The sequence below is a fragment of the Bifidobacterium mellis genome (genome assembly GCF_000967265.1).
In the GTDB taxonomy this organism is placed as follows: Bacteria; Actinomycetota; Actinomycetes; order Actinomycetales; family Bifidobacteriaceae; genus Bombiscardovia; species Bombiscardovia mellis.
In genome coordinates this window covers 712,662-735,087 of sequence record NZ_KQ033885.1, presented here as the reverse complement: position 1 = coordinate 735,087, position 22,426 = coordinate 712,662, and the positions used below count along the sequence as shown (strand labels likewise).

Here is a 22,426-nt window from a genome sequence, read left to right as displayed (position 1 = left end):
CAAACAGCAGGACGAACGCGCTAGACTGGGAACCTATATGGCCGTATCGCCCAGCGCGTAGTTGGGTCCCGGAAACACGGTGTGTGTACAGTTTACTGGTCATCCGCCTGAATATATCTTCAGGTTGGCCCATGGACGGCTGCAAGGCCTGCCGCCTGAAAAACCCGGGACCGGCACAGTCGGAACAATAAGGAGAATCGCCAGTGATCGCCAAGCATGTTCGCCAGGGATGGACATCGGGTCCAGGCAGGTGGGCCATCGGCCTGCTCGCCCTGGTCCTGGGGCTCTCAGCCCTGATCGTCGCCCCCCTGGCCACGCCAGCGCAGGCGGCCGAGGACTCTCCCGCCGCCCAAGCGGTCCAAGGACGCACCTTCCGTGTCGCCACCGATACCACCTTCGCCCCCTTTGAATTCAGGGACTCCTCCGGCAAGCTGGTCGGCATCGATATGGATCTGATCCGCAAGATCGCCGACATCGAGGGGTTCTCGGTGCAGATCCAGTCCCTGGGCTTCAACGCCGCCCTTCAAGCCTTGAACTCCCAGCAGGCCGATGTGGTCATAGCCGGCATGACCATCACCGACCAGCGCAAGCAGGTCTACGACTTCACCGACCCCTATTTCGACTCCGGCGTGCAGATGGCCATCGCCAAGGACAACGACCAGATCCACAGCTACAAGGATCTGCAAGGCACGGTGGTGGCCGTCAAGACGGGCAGCGAGGGCGAGGCTTTCGCCAAGCAGCGTGCGGCCCAGTACGGCTTCACGGTCAAGGCGGTGGACCAGTCCTCCACCATGTATGAGATGGTCAAGTCCGGCAATGCCCAGGCGGTCATCGACGACTACCCGGTCCTGGCTTACGGCATCGCCCAGGGCAACGGACTGAAGACCGTGACCAAGAAGGAGCCTGGCGCCTCCTACGGGGCGGCCGTCCGCAAGGGCGAGAACAAGGAGTTCGTGGCCGCCTTCAACGAGGGTCTGGCCAGGATGAAGGCTGACGGCAGCTATAAGAAGCTGGTCGATTCCTATGTAGGCAGCGGCCACTCCAGCAAGAGTGCCCCCGCATCACGGCCCGGATTCTTCGAACTGGTCCGCCAGGCATTCCCCTCCCTGATGCTGGGCCTGCGCAACACCCTGGCCATCACGGCAATATCCTTCGTCATCGCCCTGGCCATCGGCGTCATCCTGGGACTGTGGAGGATCAGCCCCAACCGGATCCTGTCCTGGATCGCCCGCATCTACGTGGCGGTCTTCAGGGGCACACCCGTTCTGGTCTGGGCCTTCTTCTTCTACCTGGGTGTCCCCCAGCTGATCGGCCACCGCATCAGCATCTGGCTGGCCGGCGCGCTGACACTGTCCCTGAACTCCGGAGCCTACCTGGTCGAAATCGTGCGCGGGGCCATCGACTCGGTGGACGTCGGGCAGATGGAGGGAGCCCGCAGTCTGGGCCTGACACGTCGCATGGCCCTGCGCCGGGTCATCCTGCCCCAGGCCGTCAGGTTCGCCACGCCCTCCATCATCAACCAGCTGGTCATCATGCTCAAGGATTCCTCCCTGCTGCTGGCCATCGGCTTCGGCGAACTGCTCTACCAGGCCCAGCAGATCTACGCGGCCAACTTCCGCGTGACCGAAACCCTCTTCATGGTGGGCGTCATCTACTTCGTCGCCATCAGCGCCCTGACCTGGATGGCCAATATGCTCGATAGGAGGCTGCATCGATGAACTTCGAGGACCCGGACATGGACACCGGACGACTGACCCGTCGCATCCGCCAGAACCAAAGTCGCCTCAACCAGGGAGAGTCCCAGATGGCCGTATCCATCCGCGACCTGCACAAGCGCTACGGCGACACCGAGGTCCTCAAGGGGATCGACATGGAGGTCAAGCCGGGCGAGGTCATCTCCATCATCGGCCCCTCGGGCGCGGGCAAGTCCACCCTGCTGCGCTGCATCAACGCCCTGGAGATGCCGACCTCGGGCACCATCAGCGTCTATGGAATCGACATTTCCGACCCAAAGACCAACATCGACAAGCTCCGCGAGCACGTGGGCATGGTCTTCCAGCACTTCAACCTCTTCCCCAACATGAGCGTGGCCGACAACATCATGCTGGCCCCCCACATGTTGCACAAGACACCCAAGGAGGATGCACGGCAACAGGCCCTGGACCTGCTGGAGACCGTAGGGCTTCAGGAGAAGGCTGACGCACGGCCCACGGACCTGTCAGGCGGGCAGCAGCAGCGTGTGGCCATCGCCCGCGCACTGGCCATGCACCCGGATATCATGCTCTTCGACGAGGCCACCTCGGCCCTGGATCCGGAGATGGTGGGCGACGTGCTTGAAGTCATCCGCTCCCTGGCAGAGGGCGGCATGACCATGATTCTGGTCACCCACGAGATGGCCTTCGCCCGGGAGGTCTCCTCCAGGGTGATCTTCACCGATGCCGGAATCATCGAGGAGGAGGGCACGCCCGAGCAGATCTTCGGCCACCCGCAGAGCCCTCGGCTGCAGTCCTTCCTCTCCAAGGTCCTGTAACGCCTCGGGGCTAGAGGTCCATCAGTTCCTCGATGGGACCCACCCGGTATTCCTTGAAGACCACCTGGCCGCTCTCCTGGGTGGCATCCAGATTCACGATGCCTGCGATGCCCCAGTCGCGTTCGCCCTCGACATCGTCGAAGATCTGTTGGACCCACCAGGTGTGCCCCTGGCGCTCGTCCCGGTCATCCAGGCTGAAGAAGTCCGAGGACCTGGCCTGGGCATCGGTCAGAATCTGCTCATGGTCCTCGTAGAGGTCATCCAGCGCGTCGCTCCAGGCCCGCAGGCCGTAGCCCCAGTCCGCATCCAGGTCGGCCAGGGCCTCCGGACGGTCGGCGGCAACCAGCTCCACCCGCTGGAACATGGCGTTGCGCACCAGCAGGGTCAGTCCCCGCCGGTCCGTCACCACCTGGTTCTCCACCTTGGGCGGGGCGGCATCCAGGCCGCTTGCGACTTCACCATTTTCAGCCCTGCCCGCAGCCTCCCACTCATCCACCAGGCTGGAGTCCACCGAGCGCACAATCAGTCCCAACCAGGCCAGGATGTCCTCCAGCCGCTCATCCATGAACTCTTCGGGGACCGTCCTGCTGAGCGCCCGATAGGCATCGGACAGGTATCGCAGCAGGGTCCCCTCCGACCGGGATATTCCGTAGCGGGCGATGTAGCCATTGAAGTCCGAGGCCGTCTCGATCATGTCCCGCAGAACGGACTTGGGGTGGATCTCATAGTCGTTGGCCCAGGGAACATCCCGACGGTAGCGGTCGAAGGCCTCCCCCAGCAGCTCCTCCAGGGGCTTGGGCCAGGTCACCTCCTGCAGACGCTCCATCCGTTCCTCGTACTCCAGGCCATCCTCCTTCATCTGCTGGATGGCCGCGTCACGGGCCTGCCGCTGCTGGGCCTTGAGAATCTGCCGGGGATCCTCCAGGGTGGCCTCGACCATGGAGAGCAGATTCATGTCGTAGTCGGGGTCCTCGGGATCCAGCAGCTCCAGGGCGGCCAGCAGGAAGGGCGAGAGGGGCTGGTCCAGGGCGAAATCCTCGGGCAGGTCCACGGTCGTGAAGTAGTCCAGGCCGCCGTCAGGGTTCCGTTCGGTCTCGATGACCCCGGTGTCGGTCAGGGTCTGGAATATCTCGTCGGCCCGGTCCTGCAGATGCTCCTTCTGCTGCGGGGTCTGACGGGAGTCCTCGATCAGGTCCTCGACCCGCCTCCTGGCATCCCCGCCCTGGTCGACCTCGTTGAGCACCATAGCATGGGAGATCTTCAGGTGCGGCGTCAGGGTCTCGGGACGGGCCTCGATCAGCTTGTCGAAGGTCCCCTTGCCCCAGGTGACGAACCCCTCCTGGGGCTTCTTGCGTTTGATTCGCTTGAGCTTCTTGGGGTCGTTGCCCGCCTTGGCCACGGCCCTGGCGTTCTCAATCTCGTATTCGGGTGCCTCGGCCACGACCAGCCCGCTGGTATCGAAACCCATGCGCCCGGCCCTGCCAGCAATCTGGTGGAATTCCCGAGCCCGCAGGCGACGCATCCTGTAGCCGTCGAACTTGGTCAGCCCGGTCAGCAGGACCGTGTGGATGGGCACATTGATGCCGACCCCCAGGGTGTCCGTGCCACAGATGACCGGCAGAAGGCCATCCTGGGCCAGCTGCTCCACCAGACGCCGATACCTGGGCAGCATGCCCGCATGGTGGACCCCGACCCCGGTGCGCAACAGCCGCTGCAGAATCCTACCGAAGGCCGTGGTGAAGCGGGTGCCGGCCATGGCCTCCTTGATCCGGTCCCGCTGGCCCCGGTCGGAGACCCCAGTGCTGGACAGGGCCTGGGCCGTCTCCAGGGCGGCATCCTGGGAGAAGTGAACAATGTAGACCGGCGAATCCCCATCGGCCAGCAAGGACTCCACAGTGTTGGGCAATGGGGTGTCCACATAGCGGTAATCCAGAGGCACCGGTCGTGGGGCGTCGGCGACGATGTCCACACCCACCCCGGTTTTGCGCTCCAGGTCCACGGCGATCTGATCCACGTCGCCCAGGGTGGCCGACATGAGCAGGAACTGCACATCGGGCAGGGTCAGCAGGGGCACCTGCCAGGCCCAGCCGCGATCCGGGTCCCCGTAATAGTGGAACTCATCCATGGCCACACAGCCGATATCGGCATGGCGACCCTCTCTGAGCGCCTGGTTGGCCAGGATCTCGGCCGTGCAACAGATGACCGGGGCATCCGTGTTGATATGGGTGTCGCCGGTGATCATGCCAACACGGTCGCGACCCAGAACCGAGACCAGGTCGAAGAACTTCTCGGAGACCAGGGCCTTGATGGGAGCCGTGTAATAGGAGCGCCGCCCTGTGCACAGGGCGATGAAATGCATGGCCAGGGCCACCATGGACTTGCCCGAGCCGGTCGGGGTCGACAGGATCACATGGTCGCCTGAAACCAGGGAGAGGACAGCCTCCTCCTGGTGCGGCCAGGGGGTGATGCCCCGGGAAGCCACCCAGGAGAAGAAGCGGTCGTAGATCTGATCCTCGGTCAGGTTGCGGGGGCCTCCCGCCTCGGGGACCAAGTCGCCCAGGGAGGGAGGCCGGTCGGTTGAGGCGGTTGAGGAATCAGCATGTTCTTGGACCATGTCCACCAGTCTATCCAGCCAGGCACACAAGTCCGGCCGGAGACTGGCTTGGAATCATGGGAGCTGAGGACCGGTCAGTCCTGGTCTTTGCCCTCTTGCTTCTTGCCCTCGGCCTTCTGATCGCCAGCGGAGCGGCTGCCACGGCCGGGCTTGAGGAAGTCCGGAATCTCCAGGCTCGCCTTGTGTGGATCGACCAGCGTGTCGGGCTGGGTCCTGTCATAGCCCTGGATGTAGCGGGTCTTCCTCCAGTGCTGGATGGAGGCGTTGGATCCACGGTGATGTGCATGGTACTGCAACGGCGCGCCGCCGTACCGGTCCTCGTCCACCTCCTTGGCCACGGCTATCTGGTTGACATTGGAGGGATCCATGATGGCCACGGGCGCGGCCGGCTCCACGAAGTCGGCGGGGGCGGCGGTGCGCTCCTGCATCTTCTTGGGCAGCCAGCGGGCGAAGTGGGACAGCAGGAAGCAGACGAAGAAGTAGACCACCGAGGCCACCACCAGGGTCTGCAGGATGTTGAAGTACATGGAGCCCAGACGACGGGACTCCTGCAGCAGATCCGTGTACATGATGATGGAGCCCAGGGCCGTGTCCTTGAGGACCACGACCAGCTGGGTCACGGCCGCCGGCAACATGGCATAGACGGCCTGGGGAACCTCGATCTGCATCAGCGATTGGGTCCTGGTCAGTCCCAGGGCCAGGGAGGCCTCGCGCTGGCCATTGGGCAGGTTGCCCACGCCCGAACGTATCAGCTCGGCCACCACGGAGCCGTTGTAGAGGATCAGGCCCAGCACGACGGCCCAGTAGGAGGCCTGACTGACTCCGGCAAAGGCGAACCAGCGCCAGAAGAAGATCATCATCATCAGCACCGGGACGGCCCGGCAGAACTCCACGATGACGCCTGAGACCGCCCTGACCAGCCCGTTGGGCAACAGACGGCCTATGCCGAAGATGAACCCAAAGACGACCGAGCCGATCACAGCAACCACAGATGCCTTGATGGTCAGCCATAGTCCGGGCAGGTAGAAGTCCGACCAGGCTTCATAGTCCAGGGCCGGGCGCCAGAGCTCCCAGCTCAGCTGGTTCTCACCGTCCGGGGGGTTGTGCAGTCGCATCAGCACCAGGATGACCACTATGGCGAAGACGACAGCGGCTATCCAGTTGACGATTCGTATGGTGCGCCGGCCCTTGGGACCGGGCTGATCGAAGAGCAGCGAGCTCTCATTGTCCTGTGCCATGGCCGCTCACCTCCTCACTGCCAGCTTGTTGGACAGGTACGTGGTCAGCGCCCCGATGGGCAGCACCAGGATCACGTATCCCAGGGCGAAGATCAGGAAGATGGCCACGATGGCGTTGGCGTGGAACTCGATCATCTCGCTCATCAGGGAGGAGCTCTCCGAGGCCACGGAGGCCGCTGCAGCCACGGTGGAGTTCTTCAGCAGTGCGATGAAGGTGTTGCCCAGGGGCGCCACCGACCCACGGAAGGCCTGGGGCAGAATGATCTGCGAGGCCGACTGGAAGAAGCTCAACCCCAGGGCACGGGCCGCCTCGGCCTGGCCCAGAGGCACTGTGTTGATGCCCGAGCGCAGGGACTCACAGACGAAAGCCGCCGTATACAGGGACAGGCCCGTCACCGCCAGCCAGAAGAAGTTGACGGAGAATTCCGGCGAGAAGCTGATCTTGAGCTGGGCGAAGGCCCCCAGGACCATGAAGACCATGATGATGGTCAAAGGCATGTTCTGGAAGAACTCCACATACCCCCGGCCGACGGCCCGCAGGGAGGAGATGGGCGAGATGCGCATGATCACCAGGATGATGCCCAGGATCAGCGAGAAGAGGGCCGACCAGAGGGTCAGCTGGATATTGACCCAGAAGGCCGCCGGGATGTCGTAGTCGGAAAACAGTTCGATGATGGTTGACATCTCACTCCCCTTCCTTGGGCTTGGGCGGGTTGTAGCGCGGATCGGGTTTGTAGTGGGTGCCCCGGGTGTTGTTCTCCAACGCCCGCTGCCAGGAGCCGTTGGCTTCCATCTCAGCCAGAGCAGCGTTGATCTTGTGGGCCAACTCGGTATCGCCCTTCTTGATGCCCACGCCGTAGTACTCCTGGGTGAAGGGCTTGCCCACCAGCCGCAGCCTTCCACGGGAGGCGGAGGCCAGCCCCGCCAGGATGATGTCGTCAGTGGTGACTGCATCGACGATGCCGGAGAAGAGGGCGGTGGCGCATTCGGCATAGCCCGGCTGCTCCATCAGCTGGACCTCCTTGGCGAACCGTTTCTTGACGGTGACGGCCGAGGTGGATCCGGTCACCGAGCACAGCCGCTTGCCGTTGAGGTCCTCGGGCCCGCGGATATGATCGTCCTCCTTGCGCACCAGCAGGTCCTGGCCGGCCACAATGTAGGGTCCGGCGAAGGAGACGGCCCGCTTGCGCTCGTCGGTTATTGAATAAGAGGCCAGGATCATGTCCACGTCGCCGTTCTGGAGCATGGCCTCACGCTGTTTGGAGGGGGCCTCCTTCCAGACGATGTCGTCGGCGCTGTAGCCCAGCTTTCCTGCGATGTATGTGGCCACATCCACGTCGAAGCCCACATAGGTCCCGGCCTTTTTGAAGCCCAGGCCGGGCTGGTCGAACTTGATGCCCACGCGGATCTTGCCTGCCTCCTTGTCGGAACCGCAGGCCGCCAGGGAGACCAGGCAACCCAGGGCACACAGGATTGCAGTCAGATTCCTGGCCAGCCGTTTCAGCGGCCGGCCCATGCCATGCATGCTTGCATTCATGCGGATATGCTTCCCTCCTGCTTCAGTGGGTCAGAATCTTGGACAGGAAGTCGGCGGCCCGCTGGGTCTGGGGATGGTCGAAGAAGTCGTCGGGGTCGTCCTTCTCCAGGATGCGCCCATCGGCCATGAAGACGATATGGTCGGCGGCCTGACGGGCAAAGCCCATCTCGTGGGTCACGCAGATCATGGTCATGCCTTCCTGGGCCAGCTGGATCATGACGTCCAGCACCTCGTTGACCATCTCCGGGTCCAGCGCTGAAGTGGGCTCGTCGAAGAGCATGACCTTGGGCTGCATGGCCAGGGCGCGGGCGATGGCCACACGCTGCTGCTGGCCGCCTGAGAGCTGGGAGGGCATCTTGGAGGCCTGGGATTCCACGCCCACCCGGGCCAGGAGGTCCATGGCCAGGTCCTCGGCATCCTTCTTGGGCATGTGGCGCACCTTGATGGGCGCCAGGGTCATGTTCTCCAGGATGGTCTTGTTGGCGAACAGGTTGAAGGACTGGAAGACCATGCCCACCTCGGCCCTGAGCCGGGCCAGGTCGCGTCCCTCCTGGGGCAGGGGCTCCCCCTCGATCCTGATGACACCCGAGTCGATGGACTCCAGACGATTGATGGTCCGGCACATGGTGGACTTGCCCGAGCCTGAGGGTCCGACCACCACCAGCACCTCACCGGTGTCGACCTGCAGGTTGATGTCCTTGAGGACGTGCAGGCTGCCAAAATGCTTCTCGACGTGGGCCAGCTCGACCAGCGGCCCGGACTTGTCCTTGACGGGGCGATCCGAGGCCGGTTTCTCCGGCAGAATCCGCTCCGACGGATGCTTGGTTGTTTCGCTCATATTGGGCAGTTTACTCATCCTTTGTTGCGGAACGGTCATAGAAACGGTTCTCTTGGAAAGCCGAGCCTGGCCAAACGCACAAACGGTCCTAAACAATCAGGGCCGGAACCCCGCAGGATTCCAGCCCTTGTAGTCTCTCGCCGATCAGTGACGGAATGCGCTCAGTCGGCATCCTCCTGATCCGGCTCCCAGTCCACGCCGGTCTCGGCGCGTTGCTGGTCGGAGATGGGAGCCGGAGCACCGGTCATGGGATCCTGGCCGCCGCCGGACTTGGGGAAGGCGATGACATCTCGGATGGAGTCCGCCCCCGTCAGGATCTGTGCGGTCCTGTCCCAGCCGAAGGCAATGCCCGCGTGGGGCGGAGCGCCGTACTTGAAGGCATCGAGCAGGAAGCCGAACTTCTCCTGGGCCTCCTCGGGGCCGATGCCCAGCACCTTGAAGATCCTGTCCTGGATGTCGTCACGGTGGATACGCACCGAGCCGCCGCCCATCTCCTCGCCGTTGCAGACGATGTCGTAGGAGTCGCTCATGGCGTGCTCGGGATCCTTGTCGAAGCGGTCGATCCAGTCGGCCGAGGGCATGGTGAAGGGGTGGTGCATGGAGGTCCACTTGGAATGGCCCACGGCCACATCGTCGTCGTCCGGGTCGTCGGTGGGCTTGAAGAGCGGGAAGTCCACCACCCAGGTCAGGGCGAATTCGTCGGGCTTGAGCAGCCCCTGGCGGCGGGCGATCTCCACACGGGCCGCACCCAGCAGGGTCTGCGAGGCCTCGCGGGGTCCGGCTGCGAAGAAGACGGCATCCCCGTCCGAGGCGCCCACAGCCTCCTTGAGGCCCTGGCGTTCGGCATCGGACAGGTTCTTGGCCACGGGTCCCTTGAGGGTGCCGTCGCCGGTGAACTGGACGTAAGCCAGACCCTTGGCACCCCGCTGGCGGGCCCACTCCTGCCAGGCATCGAACTGCCGGCGGGGCAGGTTGGCCGCGCCCTGGTAGACCACGGCACCCACGTAGGGGGCCTGGAAGACCCGGAAGGGGGTGTCCTTGAAGTAGTCGGTCAGCTCGACGATGGGGTTGCCGAAGCGCAGGTCGGGCTTGTCGGAGCCGTACTTGTCCATGGCCTCCTGCCAGCTGATCCTGGGGATGGGCAGGGTGACCTCGAATCCCGCAGCCTTCCAGACCTCGGCGATGACCTGCTCGGCCATGGCCATGACGTCCTCCTGGGAGGCGAAGCTCATCTCGATGTCCAGCTGGGTGAACTCGGGCTGCCTGTCGGCACGGAAGTCCTCGTCGCGGTAGCAGCGGGCGATCTGGTAGTAACGCTCGAAACCGCCCACCATCAGCAGCTGCTTGAGCAGCTGGGGGGACTGCGGCAGGGCGTACCAGGATCCGGGCACCAGGCGGGCAGGCACCAGGAAGTCGCGGGCGCCCTCGGGGGTGGACTTGATCAGGGTCGGCGTCTCGATCTCGCAGAAGTCCATCTTGTCCAGGGCGGCACGGGCGGCCCTGTTCATGGCGGCCCTCAGGCGGATGTTGTGCTGCATGGAGGGGCGACGCAGGTCCAGATAACGGTAGCGCAGCCGTACATCCTCGCCTGGCAGCTTGTTCTCGGCCTCGTTCTCCAGGGCAGTGGACACCTGGAAGGGCAGGGCGGCCGACTTGGCCAGAACCTCGATCTTGTCGGCCACGATCTCGATGTGTCCGGTGGACAGGTGCTCGTTGTCATTGCCCTCGGGGCGTTCGCGAACCTTGCCGGTGACCTGGATCACGTACTCACTGCGCAGGGGCCGGGCCTCTTCCTCGTCGTAGATGACGATCTGGACCAGACCGGAGCGGTCACGCAGATCGATGAAGGCCACGCCTCCGTGATCCCGGCGGCGATCCACCCATCCGGCCACCGTCACCTGGCGACCGACCATATCCTGCGTGACATCCGTGGCGTAGCTCGTTCTGTAAGCCGACTGGCCCATGCTTTCCTGTACCTCCATAATGCTCGGCCTGCCCCTGCGTCAGGCCTGGTATTCCACACTCTGCCGGGCATACAGGCTATCCGGCGTCCACGACACCAGATCAGCCGGAATCTGCTCGCCGGTAATGATGTTCTTGACCTGGTCGCCCTCCTGCTGGCCCTCCTTGGCCGGGAACCAGACGTAGGGGATCCCCAGGTGGTCGGCATAGCGGATCTGCTTGCCGATCTTGGCTGCGGTGGGAGCCACGTCGGCGGCGATCCCCCTGGCCCGAAGGTCCTGGGCGATGTGGTTGCTGGCGGTGCGATCCTCCTCGTCCCAGACAGCGACCATGACCGCCGCCGGGGAGACACGGGAGGCCTGGACCCCCTGGGCCAGCAGGTAGGAGAGCAGGCGTGAAAGCCCGATGGACAGCCCCACACCGGGATAGGTGCGGTTGCCCTGGCTGGCCAGGTTGTCATAGCGACCGCCGGAGCAGATGGAGCCCAGGGACTGCGCCCCCTCCAGGAAGGTCTCGTAGACCGAGCCGGTGTAGTAATCCAGACCGCGGGCGATCTTCAGGTCGGCGATGACCGAGCCTGGCCGGATGCGGGCGGCCTCGTCGATGATCATGGCCAGCGTCTCCAGCCCCTCGATGGCCAGAGCGTAGGAAGGAGACTGCTTGTCGATGCCAACCTTGTCGACCAGGGCGTCGAACCGCCGGCGCAGCTGCTTGCCATCGTCGGCGGTCAGCTCGGCCAGATCCAGGCAGGCCCTGGCCTGGTCCTGGTTGGCGCCGCACTCACCGACCAGCAGGTTGGCCACCTCATCAGGGCCGATCTTGTCCAGCTTGTCGATCTCGCGCAGGACACCCTCCACGTCCTCCAAGCCCAGACCCCGGTAGAATCCCTCGGAGAGCTTGCGGTTGTTGGCGTGCACGGTGGGCTTGGGCAGGCCGAAGGCCCGCAGCTGCTCCAAGGCGCTCAGCATGACCAGGGGCACCTCGACCTCGTAGTGGTCGGGCAGCTCCCCGTTGCCGATCACATCAATATCAGCCTGGACGAACTCCCTGAACCGACCCTCCTGGGGGCGCTCCCCCCGCCAGACCTTCTGGATCTGCCAGCGCTTGAAGGGGAAGGTCAAGTCGTTGCTGTGCTCCACCACATAGCGGCTCAGCGGCACGGTCAGGTCAAAATGCAGGCCCAGCCGGCGCTCGACTGGCACATCCTTCTCCTGCCCCAGGTCCTGCAGTCGGGAGAGCAGGTAGATCTCCTTGCTGGTCTCCCCCTTCTTGAGCAGGCTGGAGCCCTCTTCCACGGCCCTGGTCTCAATGCCGATGTAGCCGTTCAATTCAAAGACCTTGCGAAGCGTGTCAATGATGCGCTGCTCCACCACTCTTTGTGAAGGAAGCCATTCAGGGAAACCGGATAGAGATGTGCCTTTTGCCATAAGAACCTATACTATAGGAGGTCAAGGAAAATGGTATTGCCATATTTTGCGATCTCTCCAACACACAAGCCTAAGGAGCTGGCCATGGCCGACAACACCGCCATCACACCCGAGAACACCTCGACACCGCAGGAGGAACACACCGCGGACGCGGAGGGCCAGGTCGCCGCTGCGACGACACCCGAAGCCGGACAGGAACAGGCTGCCCCCGGACAGACCGCTTCAACCGAGGACGCGCAGACACAGAGCACACCGGTACCGGCTGAGCCAAAGCCTGCAACTGCCGAAGCGCCTGCCGCGCCCAAGCCCAAGGCGGTTCCCTCCCCTGCGGCTCTGGCCCACAAGGCCCCTCACGTCAAGGCCGCTCCGGCCGCTCCCACCTACAGCCAGGAGGAGATCGACAAGGCGGAAGCCTTTGGCCGGGTGGACGAGCAGGGCAACGTCTTCGTCCACGAGGGCGACCAGGAGCGCCAGGTAGGCCAGTTCCCCAACGCTGATGCCAAGGAGGCCCTGAACCTCTACGCCCGCCGATACCTGGACCTCAAGGAGAAGCTGAACCTCTTCGCAACCCGGCTGCGCAGCCCCAAGATCAAGGCCCACGAGATCGACGAGTCCATAGCCTCACTCAAGGAGGAGACCAGCCAGCCTGAGGCCGTGGGCGACCTGGCCGCCCTGCGCACGCAGCTGAACCAGCTGGCCGAACAGGGCCAGGCCCGCAAGGCTGAGCTGGCGCAGGCCCGCAAGGACGCCATGGCCAAGGCCATCAAGGAGCGGACCGCCATCGTGGAGAAGGCCGAGGAACTGGCCGCATCCCTGGGCGACTCCACTAACTGGCGTTCCACCTCGGACAAGTTCCGTTCACTTTTCGAGCAGTGGCAGCACCACCAGCGGACCACCATCCGCATCGACAAGGCCGACGCGGACGCGCTCTGGAAGCGCTTCTCCTCCGCCCGCACCACCTTCAACCAGGCACACCGCAAGTGGGCCCAGCAGCGTGACGCCCAGCGGTCCGAGACCAAGCGGATCAAGGAGGAGATCATCGCCGAGGCCGACCAGATCAAGGACTCCACCGACTGGGGACCCACCTCTCGCCAGTTCAACGAGCTCATGGACCGCTGGAAGCAGGCCGGACGGGCGGGGCGTCAGGATGACGACGCCCTCTGGGCTCGGTTCCGTCAGGCCGCGGATGTCTTCTTCAACGCCCGTCAGGCCGACCGTGACAAGACCTCGGTCAACGAGCGCGAGAACCTGACCAAGAAGGAGGCCCTGGTGGCCAAGGCCGAGGCCCTGCTGCCCGTCAAGGACACCAAGGCCGCCAAACAGGCCCGGCAGGAACTGGCCAGGATCCAGGAGGAATGGGATGCCATCGGCTTCGTCCCCCGTGACGACGTGCGCCGGATCGAGGGCAGGATGGATGCCGTGGATCGGCAGATCAAGGCCGTGGAGGATGCGGCCTGGAACCAGTCCGACCCCGAGGCCGATGCCCGAGTCTCCAGCTTCGAGCAGCAGCTGGCCGCCCAGCTTGAGGACCTGGATCGTCGGATCGCCGCCGAGCAGGATCCAGCCAAGAAGCAGGAACTGGAGGCCGAGAAGGCCACCAAGGAACAATGGATGAACGCCGTGCGCTGATCGCACCCGTTTCCGTCAGGGCCCCCGGCCTGGTCATTGACCACCGGGGGTCCTTCTGTAACCACCGTTCACAGCAGTCTTTCAGACTGTGGCCCAGTGAATTTTCAAGGCTGGAAGCAAATGATCACTTCGACAGCACAACAGGAAGAATGCCGTCGAAAGAGTGCAGAGGGTAAGCGGACATATTGGTGGCTGAGAGGGAAGGTCAGATGGCCCGCATATGGGGACTGGCCGAGCCCTTGGCTCCTGTCAGCCGGTAGGCGTCGAAGACCCCATCGATCTTCCTGACGGCCGACAGGAGGGTATTCAGATGCTGGGGGTCGCCCATCTCGAAGACGAACTGGCTGACCGCCACCCGGTCCCGGCCTGTGGACTGGCTGCCCGACAGGATATTGACGCCGTGGTCGGACAGCACCTGGGTGATGTCCGAGAGCAGATGGGGCCGGTCCAGGGCCTCCACCTGGATCTGGACCATGAAGGTGCCCTGTTTGCCCGTCCAGGAGACCTCGATGATCCGTTCAGGCTGCTTCTTGCGCAGCTCCAGAAGGTTCTGGCAGTCGGACCGGTGGACCGAAACGCCCTGGTTGCGGGTGATGAACCCGGTGATGGGGTCTCCCGGCACTGGGGTGCAGCAACGGGCCAGCTTGACCCAGACATCGTCCACGCCCTTGACCGAGATCCCCTGGGAGGTCTCCGGCCGACTGGACTTGGCCACCCGCTGCAGGGGAATGGCCTCCTGCTCAACCTCGTCCTCAAGGGCTGACCGGCCGGCGTCATGGACCAGGCGCGAGATCACGTTCTGGGTGGAGACCTGTCCGTCGCCGATGGCGGCGTAGACCGCCTTCTCGTTGGGATAGTTGAGTTCGTCGGCGGCTCCCACCATGGCTTCGGGGGTCAGCAGGGTGGCCACGGGCAGGTTCCGTTTGCGCATGGCGCGGATCAGCTCGTCCTTGCCCTCCTCGATGGTCTCCGAACGGCGTTCCTTGCTGAACCACTGACGGATCTTACTGCGGGCACGGGGGCTCTTGGCGAAGCTCAGCCAGTCGCGCGAGGGTCCATCGGTGTCCGACTTGCTGGTCAGGATCTCCACCGTGTCCCCGTTGCGCAGCTTGGTGTCCAAGGGGACCAGACGGCCGTTGACACGCGCGCCCATGGTTCTGTGGCCCACCTCGGTGTGGACGGCATAGGCGAAGTCCACCGGCGTGGAATCGGCCGGCAGGGAGATGATCTTGCCCTTGGGCGTGAATACGTAGACCTCGGCCGAACCCAGATCGTCCTTCAGGGAGCCCAGGAACTCATTGGAGTCCGGGGTCTCGCTGGTCCAGTCGGCCAGCTGCTGGATCCAGGTCAGGTTGTCCTCCTGGCTCAGCTCCCCCTCCTGGCGCTCACGCTTGACATCGGACTTGTCGGGCTGGGAGAGCTCGCGGCCGGCGGAACCGTTCTCCTTGTACTTCCAGTGGGCGGCGATCCCGAATTCGGCACGACGGTGCATCTGCCAGGTGCGGATCTGAATCTCGACCGGCTTGCCGCCCGGGCCCACCACCGTGGTGTGCAGGGACTGGTAGCGGTTGGTCTTGGGCATGGCGATGTAGTCCTTGAACCGCCCGGGCACCGGGCTCCAGCGGGCATGGACGGCGCCCAGGGCCGCATAGCAGTCACGGATGGTGTCCACGATGATGCGCACCCCGACCAGGTCGTAGATGTTGGCGAAATCGTGCCCGCGCACAATCATCTTCTGGTAGATGCTGAAGTAGTCCTTGGGCCGCCCGGTCACCTGGGCCTTGATGCCCTGGGCGTCCAGATCCTCGTGGATCTCGTCCAGGATCTGCTTCAGGTAGACCTCCCGCTGGCCGGCCCTGCGGGAGACCAGGACCACGATCTCGTTGTAGATCTTGGGATAGAGGGTCTTGAAGCTGAGCTCCTCCAGCTCGGTCTTGATGGCGTTCATGCCCAGACGGTTGGCAAGGGGCGCATAGACGTCCAGGGTCTCGCGGGCCTTGCGCTGGGCCGATGAAGCCTTGACGTAGCGCCAGGTGCGGGCGTTGTGGACCCGGTCGGCAAGCTTGACGACCAGGACGCGCACATCCCGGCTCATGGCCACGATCATCTTGCGGATGGTCTCGGCCTGGGCCGAATCACCGTAGTCCATCTTGGATATTTTGGTGACCCCGTCCACCAGGCCGGCCACTGTGTCGCCGAACTCGTCCCTGCACTGCTCCAGGGTGTAATCGGTGTCCTCCACCGTGTCATGCAGCAGACCGGCCGAGACCACCGTGGGCCCCATGCCCAGGTCTGCCAGAATCTGGGCCACAGCCAGTGGATGGATGATGTAGGGCTCGCCGGACTTGCGCCTCTGGTCGGCATGCTGAACCACGGCCCGGTCATAGGCGCGCTTAAGCATGGACAGATCCTCACCGGGATGATGGACGGAGCAAATCTCCCAGATGGGCATCAGGGGGTTGAGCGGATCGTCGCTGACCTCGCAGCCCAAGGCTCTGGAGGACAGGCCGGAAGGGACCTGATCGCCGACATCATTGCTGCAGACGCTGCCCTCCTGAGTGACCATTCAAGCCTCCAATGTCCAGATATAATGCACCAATCCTACACTTGCGCCTGGCCCATTCAGGCCGCCCGTGTCCAAGGGTGCCTCAGCGGCCGGTCGAGCCGAATCCGCCATCCGAACGCACTGAGCCAGGCAGGCGTTCGGCGGGCACGAAGCGTGCCTGCACGTAGCGCTGGATGACCAGCTGGGCGATGCGCTCCCCCGGCTCGAAGTGGACCGACTCATGCGGATCCAGGTTGATCAGCGGCACCTTGATTTCACCCCGGTACCCGGCATCGATGGTCCCGGGCGCGTTGAGCACGGTCACCCCCATTTTGACCGCCAGTCCCGAGCGCGGATGAACCAGGCCGACGTAGCCGTTGGGCAGGGCCAGGGCCACTCCCGTGGGCACCAACGCCCGCTGGAAGGGGGCCAGATCCACAGCCACCCTGGCCCGCAGATCGGCCCCTGCATCGCCGGGCATGGCGTATTCCGGCACCTCGGCCCCATCCAAGGACTTGAACAGGACCTCGACCGTTTCAGGCTCGTTGTAGGACTCGTCATAGGCCATCAGGCGGCGCACTCCTTGCAGACGGGTTTGCCGTCGGGGGTGGTGTAGGCCAGCTGGCTCCGGTGCTTGACCAGGAAGCAGTTGGAGCAGATGAATTCATCGCCCTGCATGGGGATGACAGTCACTGAAGAGTCCTCATTGCTCAGGTCGGCGCCAGGCAGCTCGTAATCTTCGGCGATGGCGTTCTCGTCGTCGTCAAGGTCAGCCCCGGTATCCTGACCGCTTTTGCCAAGCTCCTGCAGGGATTCCTCGTCCTCGTCCTTGTCGCGCGGGGTATCGTAATCCTGTGCCATCGTGTACCCTTTCCTTGTTCGACCAGCCACCTCGTATGCCGGTCATTTCGCACGATATGTACTGCGCATAGGATACACGATTTCAAAAGCACGTAAAATACCAACCGTAGGGCACAATGGAAATACCTAAGGCCGTGTAAAGGAACCGTAAGAGGATAGGGGCGTGCATGTCTGAGAATGGGACCAGGGTGGCCAGCTTTGACCATGTCGACGACAGGGGCGATCTGGTCTTCGTCTGTGACCACCGGCACTTCGCCGTAAGGGTCGACGATGCGCTTGATCGCGCCATTCTTGAGGCCAAGCAGGTCAAGGAGGAAGAGGATGTGGACCCCCAGACCGGCAAGTCCAAGCCACTGCCCGTCTCTGCCATCCAGGCGGCTGTGCGCGCCGGCGCCCGCCCCGAGCAGGTGGCTCAGCAATACGCTGTCAACGAAGCGCTGGTACGGCGTTTCGCGGCCCCGGTGGAGACCGAGAAGAAGTACGCCATCGAGCAGTTCCTGACCATGCCGGCGCCCAAGGGGTCGGGCGGGCGAAACTACCAGGAGCTGATCGGCAAGGTGCTGGCCCGTGCGGGGGTCAGCCTGTCACAGGTTTCCTGGCAGGCCACCAGACGAGGGTACGAACCCTGGAACATCAACGGCGTGTTTACGCTGGATAAGCGGATATTCAACGCCCGCTGGGCCTGGAACATGCATGACAACACCGTGACCTGCCTGAACGGGGCGGCAAGGATGCTGCTGGACGATTCCACAGACGACCATGGACAGGAGCGGCCTGCCTGGGACCAGGGCCCCGCCGAAGAGATCGACGACCAGACCGACAGACGGCCTCCAAACCAGGAAGATGCCCTTGCCCAGATCGAGGAAGAGGACCGTGATTCGGACGGCCAGGAGGACGGCGAGCGTCAGGCGGCACTCACGGCCTGGCTCTATGGCAAGCCCAAGGAAGGCCAGGAGCGGACAGCCGAGCGAGAGCCCGGCCACCCCAGCGCAGAACTGAACGAGGACCCCGACACGGCCGAGCATCCTCCCATCCGGGACAATGAATCCACCATGGTCCTGCCCGTACAGAACCATGGGCAGAGCCAGCAGCCGGAACAAGGCGACGATGCCAGTCAGGATGAGCAGAAGGACGAGCCAAAGGAGGGTCGCCGCAGCAAGCGGGCCAAAAAACACTCCGGGCGGTCGGCCGTGCCCAGCTGGGATGAGATCCTCTTCGGCAAGTAGCTGAGTTCGTCATCCCAGGCAGTCGATCCCAGGCAGTCAGACCAGATCGATCAGGCAGGGAATCTGCGTCTCCAGACGGGTCCATGAGCCATGCACGCCAGGCAGTCTGGTCGCGGCATCCGTCTGACCTGCAGAATTCACCAGGGTGACCCGGTCACCGGCCAGAATCAGGAGGTCGCCGATCATGGGTCGAATCCGGGGGTCCACAGGGCCGAAGATGCCCTGTTGGATGGCCTGGTCCCGGGTCAGCACCCAGGCCCGCTCCCCCAGACGATCATGCCAGCGTGCAGAAACGACCTGTGGATCCGCCCCCTGGTCCAGGTAGAGCATGACCGCCCTGGGCTCGCCGCCCACCAGTCGCACATCCTGGCTCAGCTCCGGGTCCTGGGCTATGTCAATGCGCTGGTCCGGATCAGCCTCCACCATGCCGTGATCGGCTACGATCACCGTCAGCGTCCCGGCGGGCAGGCGGCGATGAAGCTCGGCCAGCTGGGCATCGGTCGCTTCGAGGGCGGCCACCCACTCCTCGCCCTCCCAACCGCTGTGGTGGCCCACCTTGTCCACATCGCGGATATAGAGGTAGGTCAGCCCCGACTGGCGGGCGGCCTGGCAGGCGGCCAGGAGACGCTGACGGGAGTGGTTGTGGGCCAGGTAGTCCCCGCCGCGCAGGGCTGCACGGGTCAGGGCGGAGTTGCGGAAACGAGGCAGACCTGACGAGGTCACCCGGACCCCCTGCGCCTGGAGGGTCTCGAAGACCGTGGGGCGGCGCTGCAGGCGCTCGGGGTCCTGGGCCCCCCTGAACTGGATCATCTGGCCCAGCTGGCCGGTGTCCGGATTCAGCTGGGTGTAACCGGTCATGCCGGTCAGTCCAGGGCTGGTTCCGGTGCCGAAGACCCCCATGGCAGCCACGGTCGTCGAAGGCAGGCTGGTGTAGAGGGGACGCTGGTTGATGGGTTCGGACAGCAGCGAGCGCAGGTAGGGCACATGACCCTGGCGGCTGACCAGGTTCCAGAATCCCAGACCGTCCACCAGGACGACGACCACCGACCGGGCGTCAGGCAGTCCCAGGGCCTCCTGGAGGGCTTTGGCGGACGGGTGGACATCAGTGGCCACGGGCGCTCCCAGGCAGGCGCTCAGGGCGGGCAGGACGGCAGACAGATGCCGGGGTCCGCCAACGTAATTGGCCCCCGTCCGGTCCCCGTATCGGATAGGCGGACTCGGCTCCAGCAGTTCCTTCATGTCAGGTGTATCCAGACCCATGCCTTCCATTCAAGCACGGTCAGACCCCAGGCCGACACTGCATCCCCGCCGCGGATGCTTTGGCAAGCCGTCCGGTTATCATAAGGCGGAACGTGAAGGAGCAGGAGCTGGAGCATGGCAACTCATCGCAGGAGCAAGGCGGCGGGGTACGACCCCCGGCAGGTCAAGGAGCACATCGTCGAAACCCCCCTGAACGAGGAGATGAGCAAGTCCTTCCTGGAATACGCCTACTCGGTTATCTACGCCAGGGCCCTGCCCGACGCCCGCGACGGACTCAAACCGGTCCAGCGGCGGATCATCTACCAGATGGGCCAGATGAACCTCAATCCCGACCGCCCCTACATGAAATCGGCCAGGGCCGTGGGCGAGGTCATGGGCAAGCTGCACCCCCATGGCGACTCATCCATCTACGAGGCCATGGTCCGCCTGGCCCAGCCCTTCGCCATGCGCCTTCCCCTGGTCGACGGCCACGGCAACTTCGGATCCCTGGACGACGGACCGGCGGCCTCCCGCTACACCGAGGCCAGGCTGGCCCCGGCGGCCCTGGGCATGAACGCCGACATCGACCAGGACACGGTGGACTTCTCCCCCAACTACGACAACAAGCTCAAGGAACCCCAGGTCCTGCCCTCGGCCATCCCCAACCTGCTGGTCAACGGGGCCTCGGGCATCGCCGTGGGCATGGCCACCAACATGATCACCCACAACCTGGGCGAGGTGGTGGCCGCGGCCAAGTATCTGATGGCCCACCCGGACGCAAGCCTGGACGAGCTCATGCGCTACGTGCCCGGTCCGGATCTGCCCGGCGGCGGAATCATCGTGGGAAGGGACGGTATCCGCAAGGCCTACGAGCACGGCCGGGGGGCCTTCGTGACCAGGTCCGTCACCCACCTGGAGAACGTGACCGCCCGCAAGAAGGCCATCGTGGTCACCGAGCTGCCCTTCATGGTGGGCCCCGAGCGGGTTCTGGAACGCATCTCCGAGGGGGTGCGCAACCACAAGCTGGAGGGCATCTCCAGCGCCATCGACCTGACCGACCGGCACAACGGGACCCGCCTGGTCATCGAGATCAAGACGGGATTCGACCCGGCTAAGGTCCTGGGCAAGCTCTTCAAGTACACGCCGCTGGAGGACTCCTTCACCATCAACAACGTGGCCCTGGTCCACGGACGGCCCAGAACCATGGGGCTCAAGGAGCTGCTGGAGGTCTGGGTGGAGCACCGGCGCACGGTCATCCATCGGCGCAGCGAGTTCCGCCGCAAGAAGGCCCTGGAGCGTCTGCACCTGGTCGAGGGGCTCCTGCTGGCCCTGGTCGACATCGACGAGGTCATCCAGGTCATCCGCAGCTCGGACGACGCGGATGCGGCCAAGACCAGGCTGATGGCGGTCTTCGACCTGGATCAGACCCAGGCCCAGTACATTCTTGACCTGCGGCTGCGGCGGCTGACCAAGATGAGCCGGATCGAGCTGGAGGGCGAGCGAGACGACCTCAACAAGCAGCTGGAGGAGCTGGAGCGGATTCTGGGCTCTTCGGCCGAGCTGGACCGGGTGGTCATCCAGGAGATGGATCAGGCGGTGGCCCAGTGGGGCACGCCCAGACGCACGGTCATCCTGGACCAGGAGCCTTCCGGCGACCTGGCCCCCGTGCAGTCGGCAGCCGGCGATCGGCAGACCGCTCGGCAGACCTCCGGAAAGATCGGTGCTGGCTCCCAGGGTGCACTGCTGGCCAGCGGAGGAACCAGCCGTGGCGGTGACGGGGGCGACCTGCACATGGAGGACAAACCCTGTACGGTCATGATGAGCGCCACAGGGCTCTTGGCACGAAGCACCCCGGGCGCCTTGGATGCCTGGCGGTCCCGGCCGCGCAACCAGGACCGGGGGCATGACGACCAGATCCTCGCCATATTCGCCACCACCACCCTGGCCACCTATGGCCTGGTCACCACGGCTGGACGGCTGATCACGGCCCCAGTGGCCGACCTGCCGCTGATCCCGGCCACCGCCAACCCCAACCTGAGCGGTGGCATCGTGGCCGACGAACTCCTGGGCGGGACCACCAGCACCGAGCCACAGGCCGACGAGCACGCCGTCACCGTCATCGACATGGCCGACTCCCGGCCCCTGGCCCTGGGCACCCGACTGGGCACGGTCAAGCGCTGGAACCGCGAATCCCCTACCACCATGGACTCCTGGTCGGTCATCGATCTGAAGGATGGCGACCAAGTGGTCTTCGCAGCCCCCTGCCAGGACGGGGACCGCATGGTGTTCATCTCCTCGGATGCCAGCCTGTTGACCTTCACCGGGGACAAGGTCCGACCCCAGGGCCGCAATGCGGCAGGCATGGCCGGCATCCGTCTGGCCCAGGGCTGCCAGGTCGCCACCTTCGCGGTCGTGCCGGCCGGGGAGATCGGCTGGACCTACCAGGAGACCGGCGAGGATGGCATGAGCACCCAGGCCGGGGCCGTGGTTCTGACCGTGGCCGGCGACTCCGAGGCCCTTCCAGGCACCGAGAACGGGTCGGGCAAGCTGACCCCGTTGGAGATGTATCCGGTCAAGGGCCGCGGCACGGGTGGCGTGCGCTCCCAACGCTTCCTCAAGGGTCAGGACACCCTCCTGCTGGCACGGGTAGGTGCTTGGCCCCTGCACGCCAGCACCGCCGCCGGTTCTCCGGTCGAACTGCCCGACGTGGACATGCGCCGGGATGCCTCCGGCCAGGAGCTGGCAGCGCCCATCGCCTTCGTGGCCTGAGGGCGCTCGGC

The 22,426-nt window shown here is 64.6% G+C and carries 16 protein-coding genes; 5 read left to right on the top strand and 11 right to left on the bottom strand.

The annotated features are described in order from the left end of the window. Positions 1–203: 203 nt before the first annotated feature. Together JF70_RS03255 and JF70_RS03250 are read left to right on the top strand one after the other, a co-directional pair. The gene (locus JF70_RS03255) at positions 204–1,718 is read left to right on the top strand and encodes an amino acid ABC transporter substrate-binding protein/permease (RefSeq protein WP_197069095.1); all 1,515 of its coding nucleotides are present in this window, start codon (positions 204–206) and stop codon (positions 1,716–1,718) included. A gap of 86 nt (positions 1,719–1,804) precedes the next feature. Then, positions 1,805–2,530, top strand: a complete 726-nt coding sequence (locus JF70_RS03250) for an amino acid ABC transporter ATP-binding protein (protein WP_045936082.1) — start codon at positions 1,805–1,807, stop codon at positions 2,528–2,530. A gap of 10 nt (positions 2,531–2,540) precedes the next feature. Here JF70_RS03250 and JF70_RS03245 read toward each other — a convergent pair whose 3' ends face one another. From JF70_RS03245 to hisS, 7 genes are all read right to left on the bottom strand, one after another. Beyond that, positions 2,541–5,144, bottom strand: a complete 2,604-nt coding sequence (locus JF70_RS03245) for a DEAD/DEAH box helicase (RefSeq protein ID WP_045936081.1) — start codon at positions 5,142–5,144, stop codon at positions 2,541–2,543. Between the two features lie 74 nt (positions 5,145–5,218). Further along, positions 5,219–6,382: an amino acid ABC transporter permease gene (locus tag JF70_RS03240; protein WP_045935271.1), complete on the bottom strand. Its 1,164-nt coding sequence runs from the start codon at positions 6,380–6,382 to the stop codon at positions 5,219–5,221. A 6-nt stretch (positions 6,383–6,388) separates the two neighbouring features. Continuing rightward, the gene (locus JF70_RS03235) at positions 6,389–7,066 is read right to left on the bottom strand and encodes an amino acid ABC transporter permease (protein WP_024627819.1); all 678 of its coding nucleotides are present in this window, start codon (positions 7,064–7,066) and stop codon (positions 6,389–6,391) included. A gap of 1 nt (position 7,067) precedes the next feature. Further along, a complete protein-coding gene (locus tag JF70_RS03230) occupies positions 7,068–7,898 on the bottom strand; it encodes a glutamate ABC transporter substrate-binding protein (RefSeq protein ID WP_045936080.1) in 831 nt (276 codons plus the stop codon). A 43-nt stretch (positions 7,899–7,941) separates the two neighbouring features. Continuing rightward, positions 7,942–8,757, bottom strand: a complete 816-nt coding sequence (locus JF70_RS03225; RefSeq protein ID WP_269420626.1) for an amino acid ABC transporter ATP-binding protein — start codon at positions 8,755–8,757, stop codon at positions 7,942–7,944. 161 nt (positions 8,758–8,918) lie between these two features. Then, positions 8,919–10,721: an aspartate--tRNA ligase gene (gene aspS / locus JF70_RS03220; protein WP_045935270.1), complete on the bottom strand. Its 1,803-nt coding sequence runs from the start codon at positions 10,719–10,721 to the stop codon at positions 8,919–8,921. Positions 10,722–10,760: 39 nt separating this feature from the next. Further along, positions 10,761–12,146, bottom strand: a complete 1,386-nt coding sequence (hisS, locus tag JF70_RS03215) for a histidine--tRNA ligase (RefSeq protein ID WP_045935269.1) — start codon at positions 12,144–12,146, stop codon at positions 10,761–10,763. An 84-nt stretch (positions 12,147–12,230) separates the two neighbouring features. On the opposite strand from hisS, the gene JF70_RS03210 reads away from it, so the two are divergent. Further along, on the top strand, positions 12,231–13,775 hold the full coding sequence (locus JF70_RS03210) for a DUF349 domain-containing protein (protein WP_045935268.1): 1,545 nt from the start codon (positions 12,231–12,233) through the stop codon (positions 13,773–13,775). A 205-nt stretch (positions 13,776–13,980) separates the two neighbouring features. Here the strand turns inward: JF70_RS03210 and JF70_RS03205 are convergent, their stop codons facing one another. From JF70_RS03205 to JF70_RS03195, 3 genes are all read right to left on the bottom strand, one after another. Beyond that, the gene (locus JF70_RS03205) at positions 13,981–16,341 is read right to left on the bottom strand and encodes a RelA/SpoT family protein (RefSeq protein ID WP_231578826.1); all 2,361 of its coding nucleotides are present in this window, start codon (positions 16,339–16,341) and stop codon (positions 13,981–13,983) included. Positions 16,342–16,423: 82 nt separating this feature from the next. Next, complete coding sequence (gene dut, locus JF70_RS03200; protein WP_045935267.1) at positions 16,424–16,888, bottom strand: dUTP diphosphatase; 465 nt, start codon at positions 16,886–16,888, stop codon at positions 16,424–16,426. Then, a complete protein-coding gene (locus JF70_RS03195; protein WP_045935266.1) occupies positions 16,888–17,181 on the bottom strand; it encodes a DUF4193 domain-containing protein in 294 nt (97 codons plus the stop codon). The genes dut and JF70_RS03195 overlap by 1 nt, the downstream gene beginning before the upstream one ends. Before the next feature lie 167 nt (positions 17,182–17,348). Here JF70_RS03195 and sepH point away from each other — a divergent pair, with 167 nt between their 5' ends. Then, complete coding sequence (sepH, locus tag JF70_RS03190; protein WP_045935265.1) at positions 17,349–18,407, top strand: septation protein SepH; 1,059 nt, start codon at positions 17,349–17,351, stop codon at positions 18,405–18,407. Positions 18,408–18,443: 36 nt separating this feature from the next. On the opposite strand, the gene JF70_RS03185 is transcribed toward sepH, so the two are convergent. Beyond that, entirely contained in the window at positions 18,444–19,667 is a 1,224-nt protein-coding gene (locus JF70_RS03185; protein ID WP_045935264.1) for an alkaline phosphatase family protein, read from the bottom strand. Positions 19,668–19,781: 114 nt separating this feature from the next. On the opposite strand from JF70_RS03185, the gene JF70_RS03180 reads away from it, so the two are divergent. Next, positions 19,782–22,415 carry a DNA gyrase/topoisomerase IV subunit A gene (locus JF70_RS03180; RefSeq protein WP_045935263.1) on the top strand — a complete coding sequence of 878 codons (2,634 nt, stop codon included), beginning with the start codon at positions 19,782–19,784 and terminating at the stop codon, positions 22,413–22,415. Positions 22,416–22,426 lie beyond the last annotated feature (11 nt).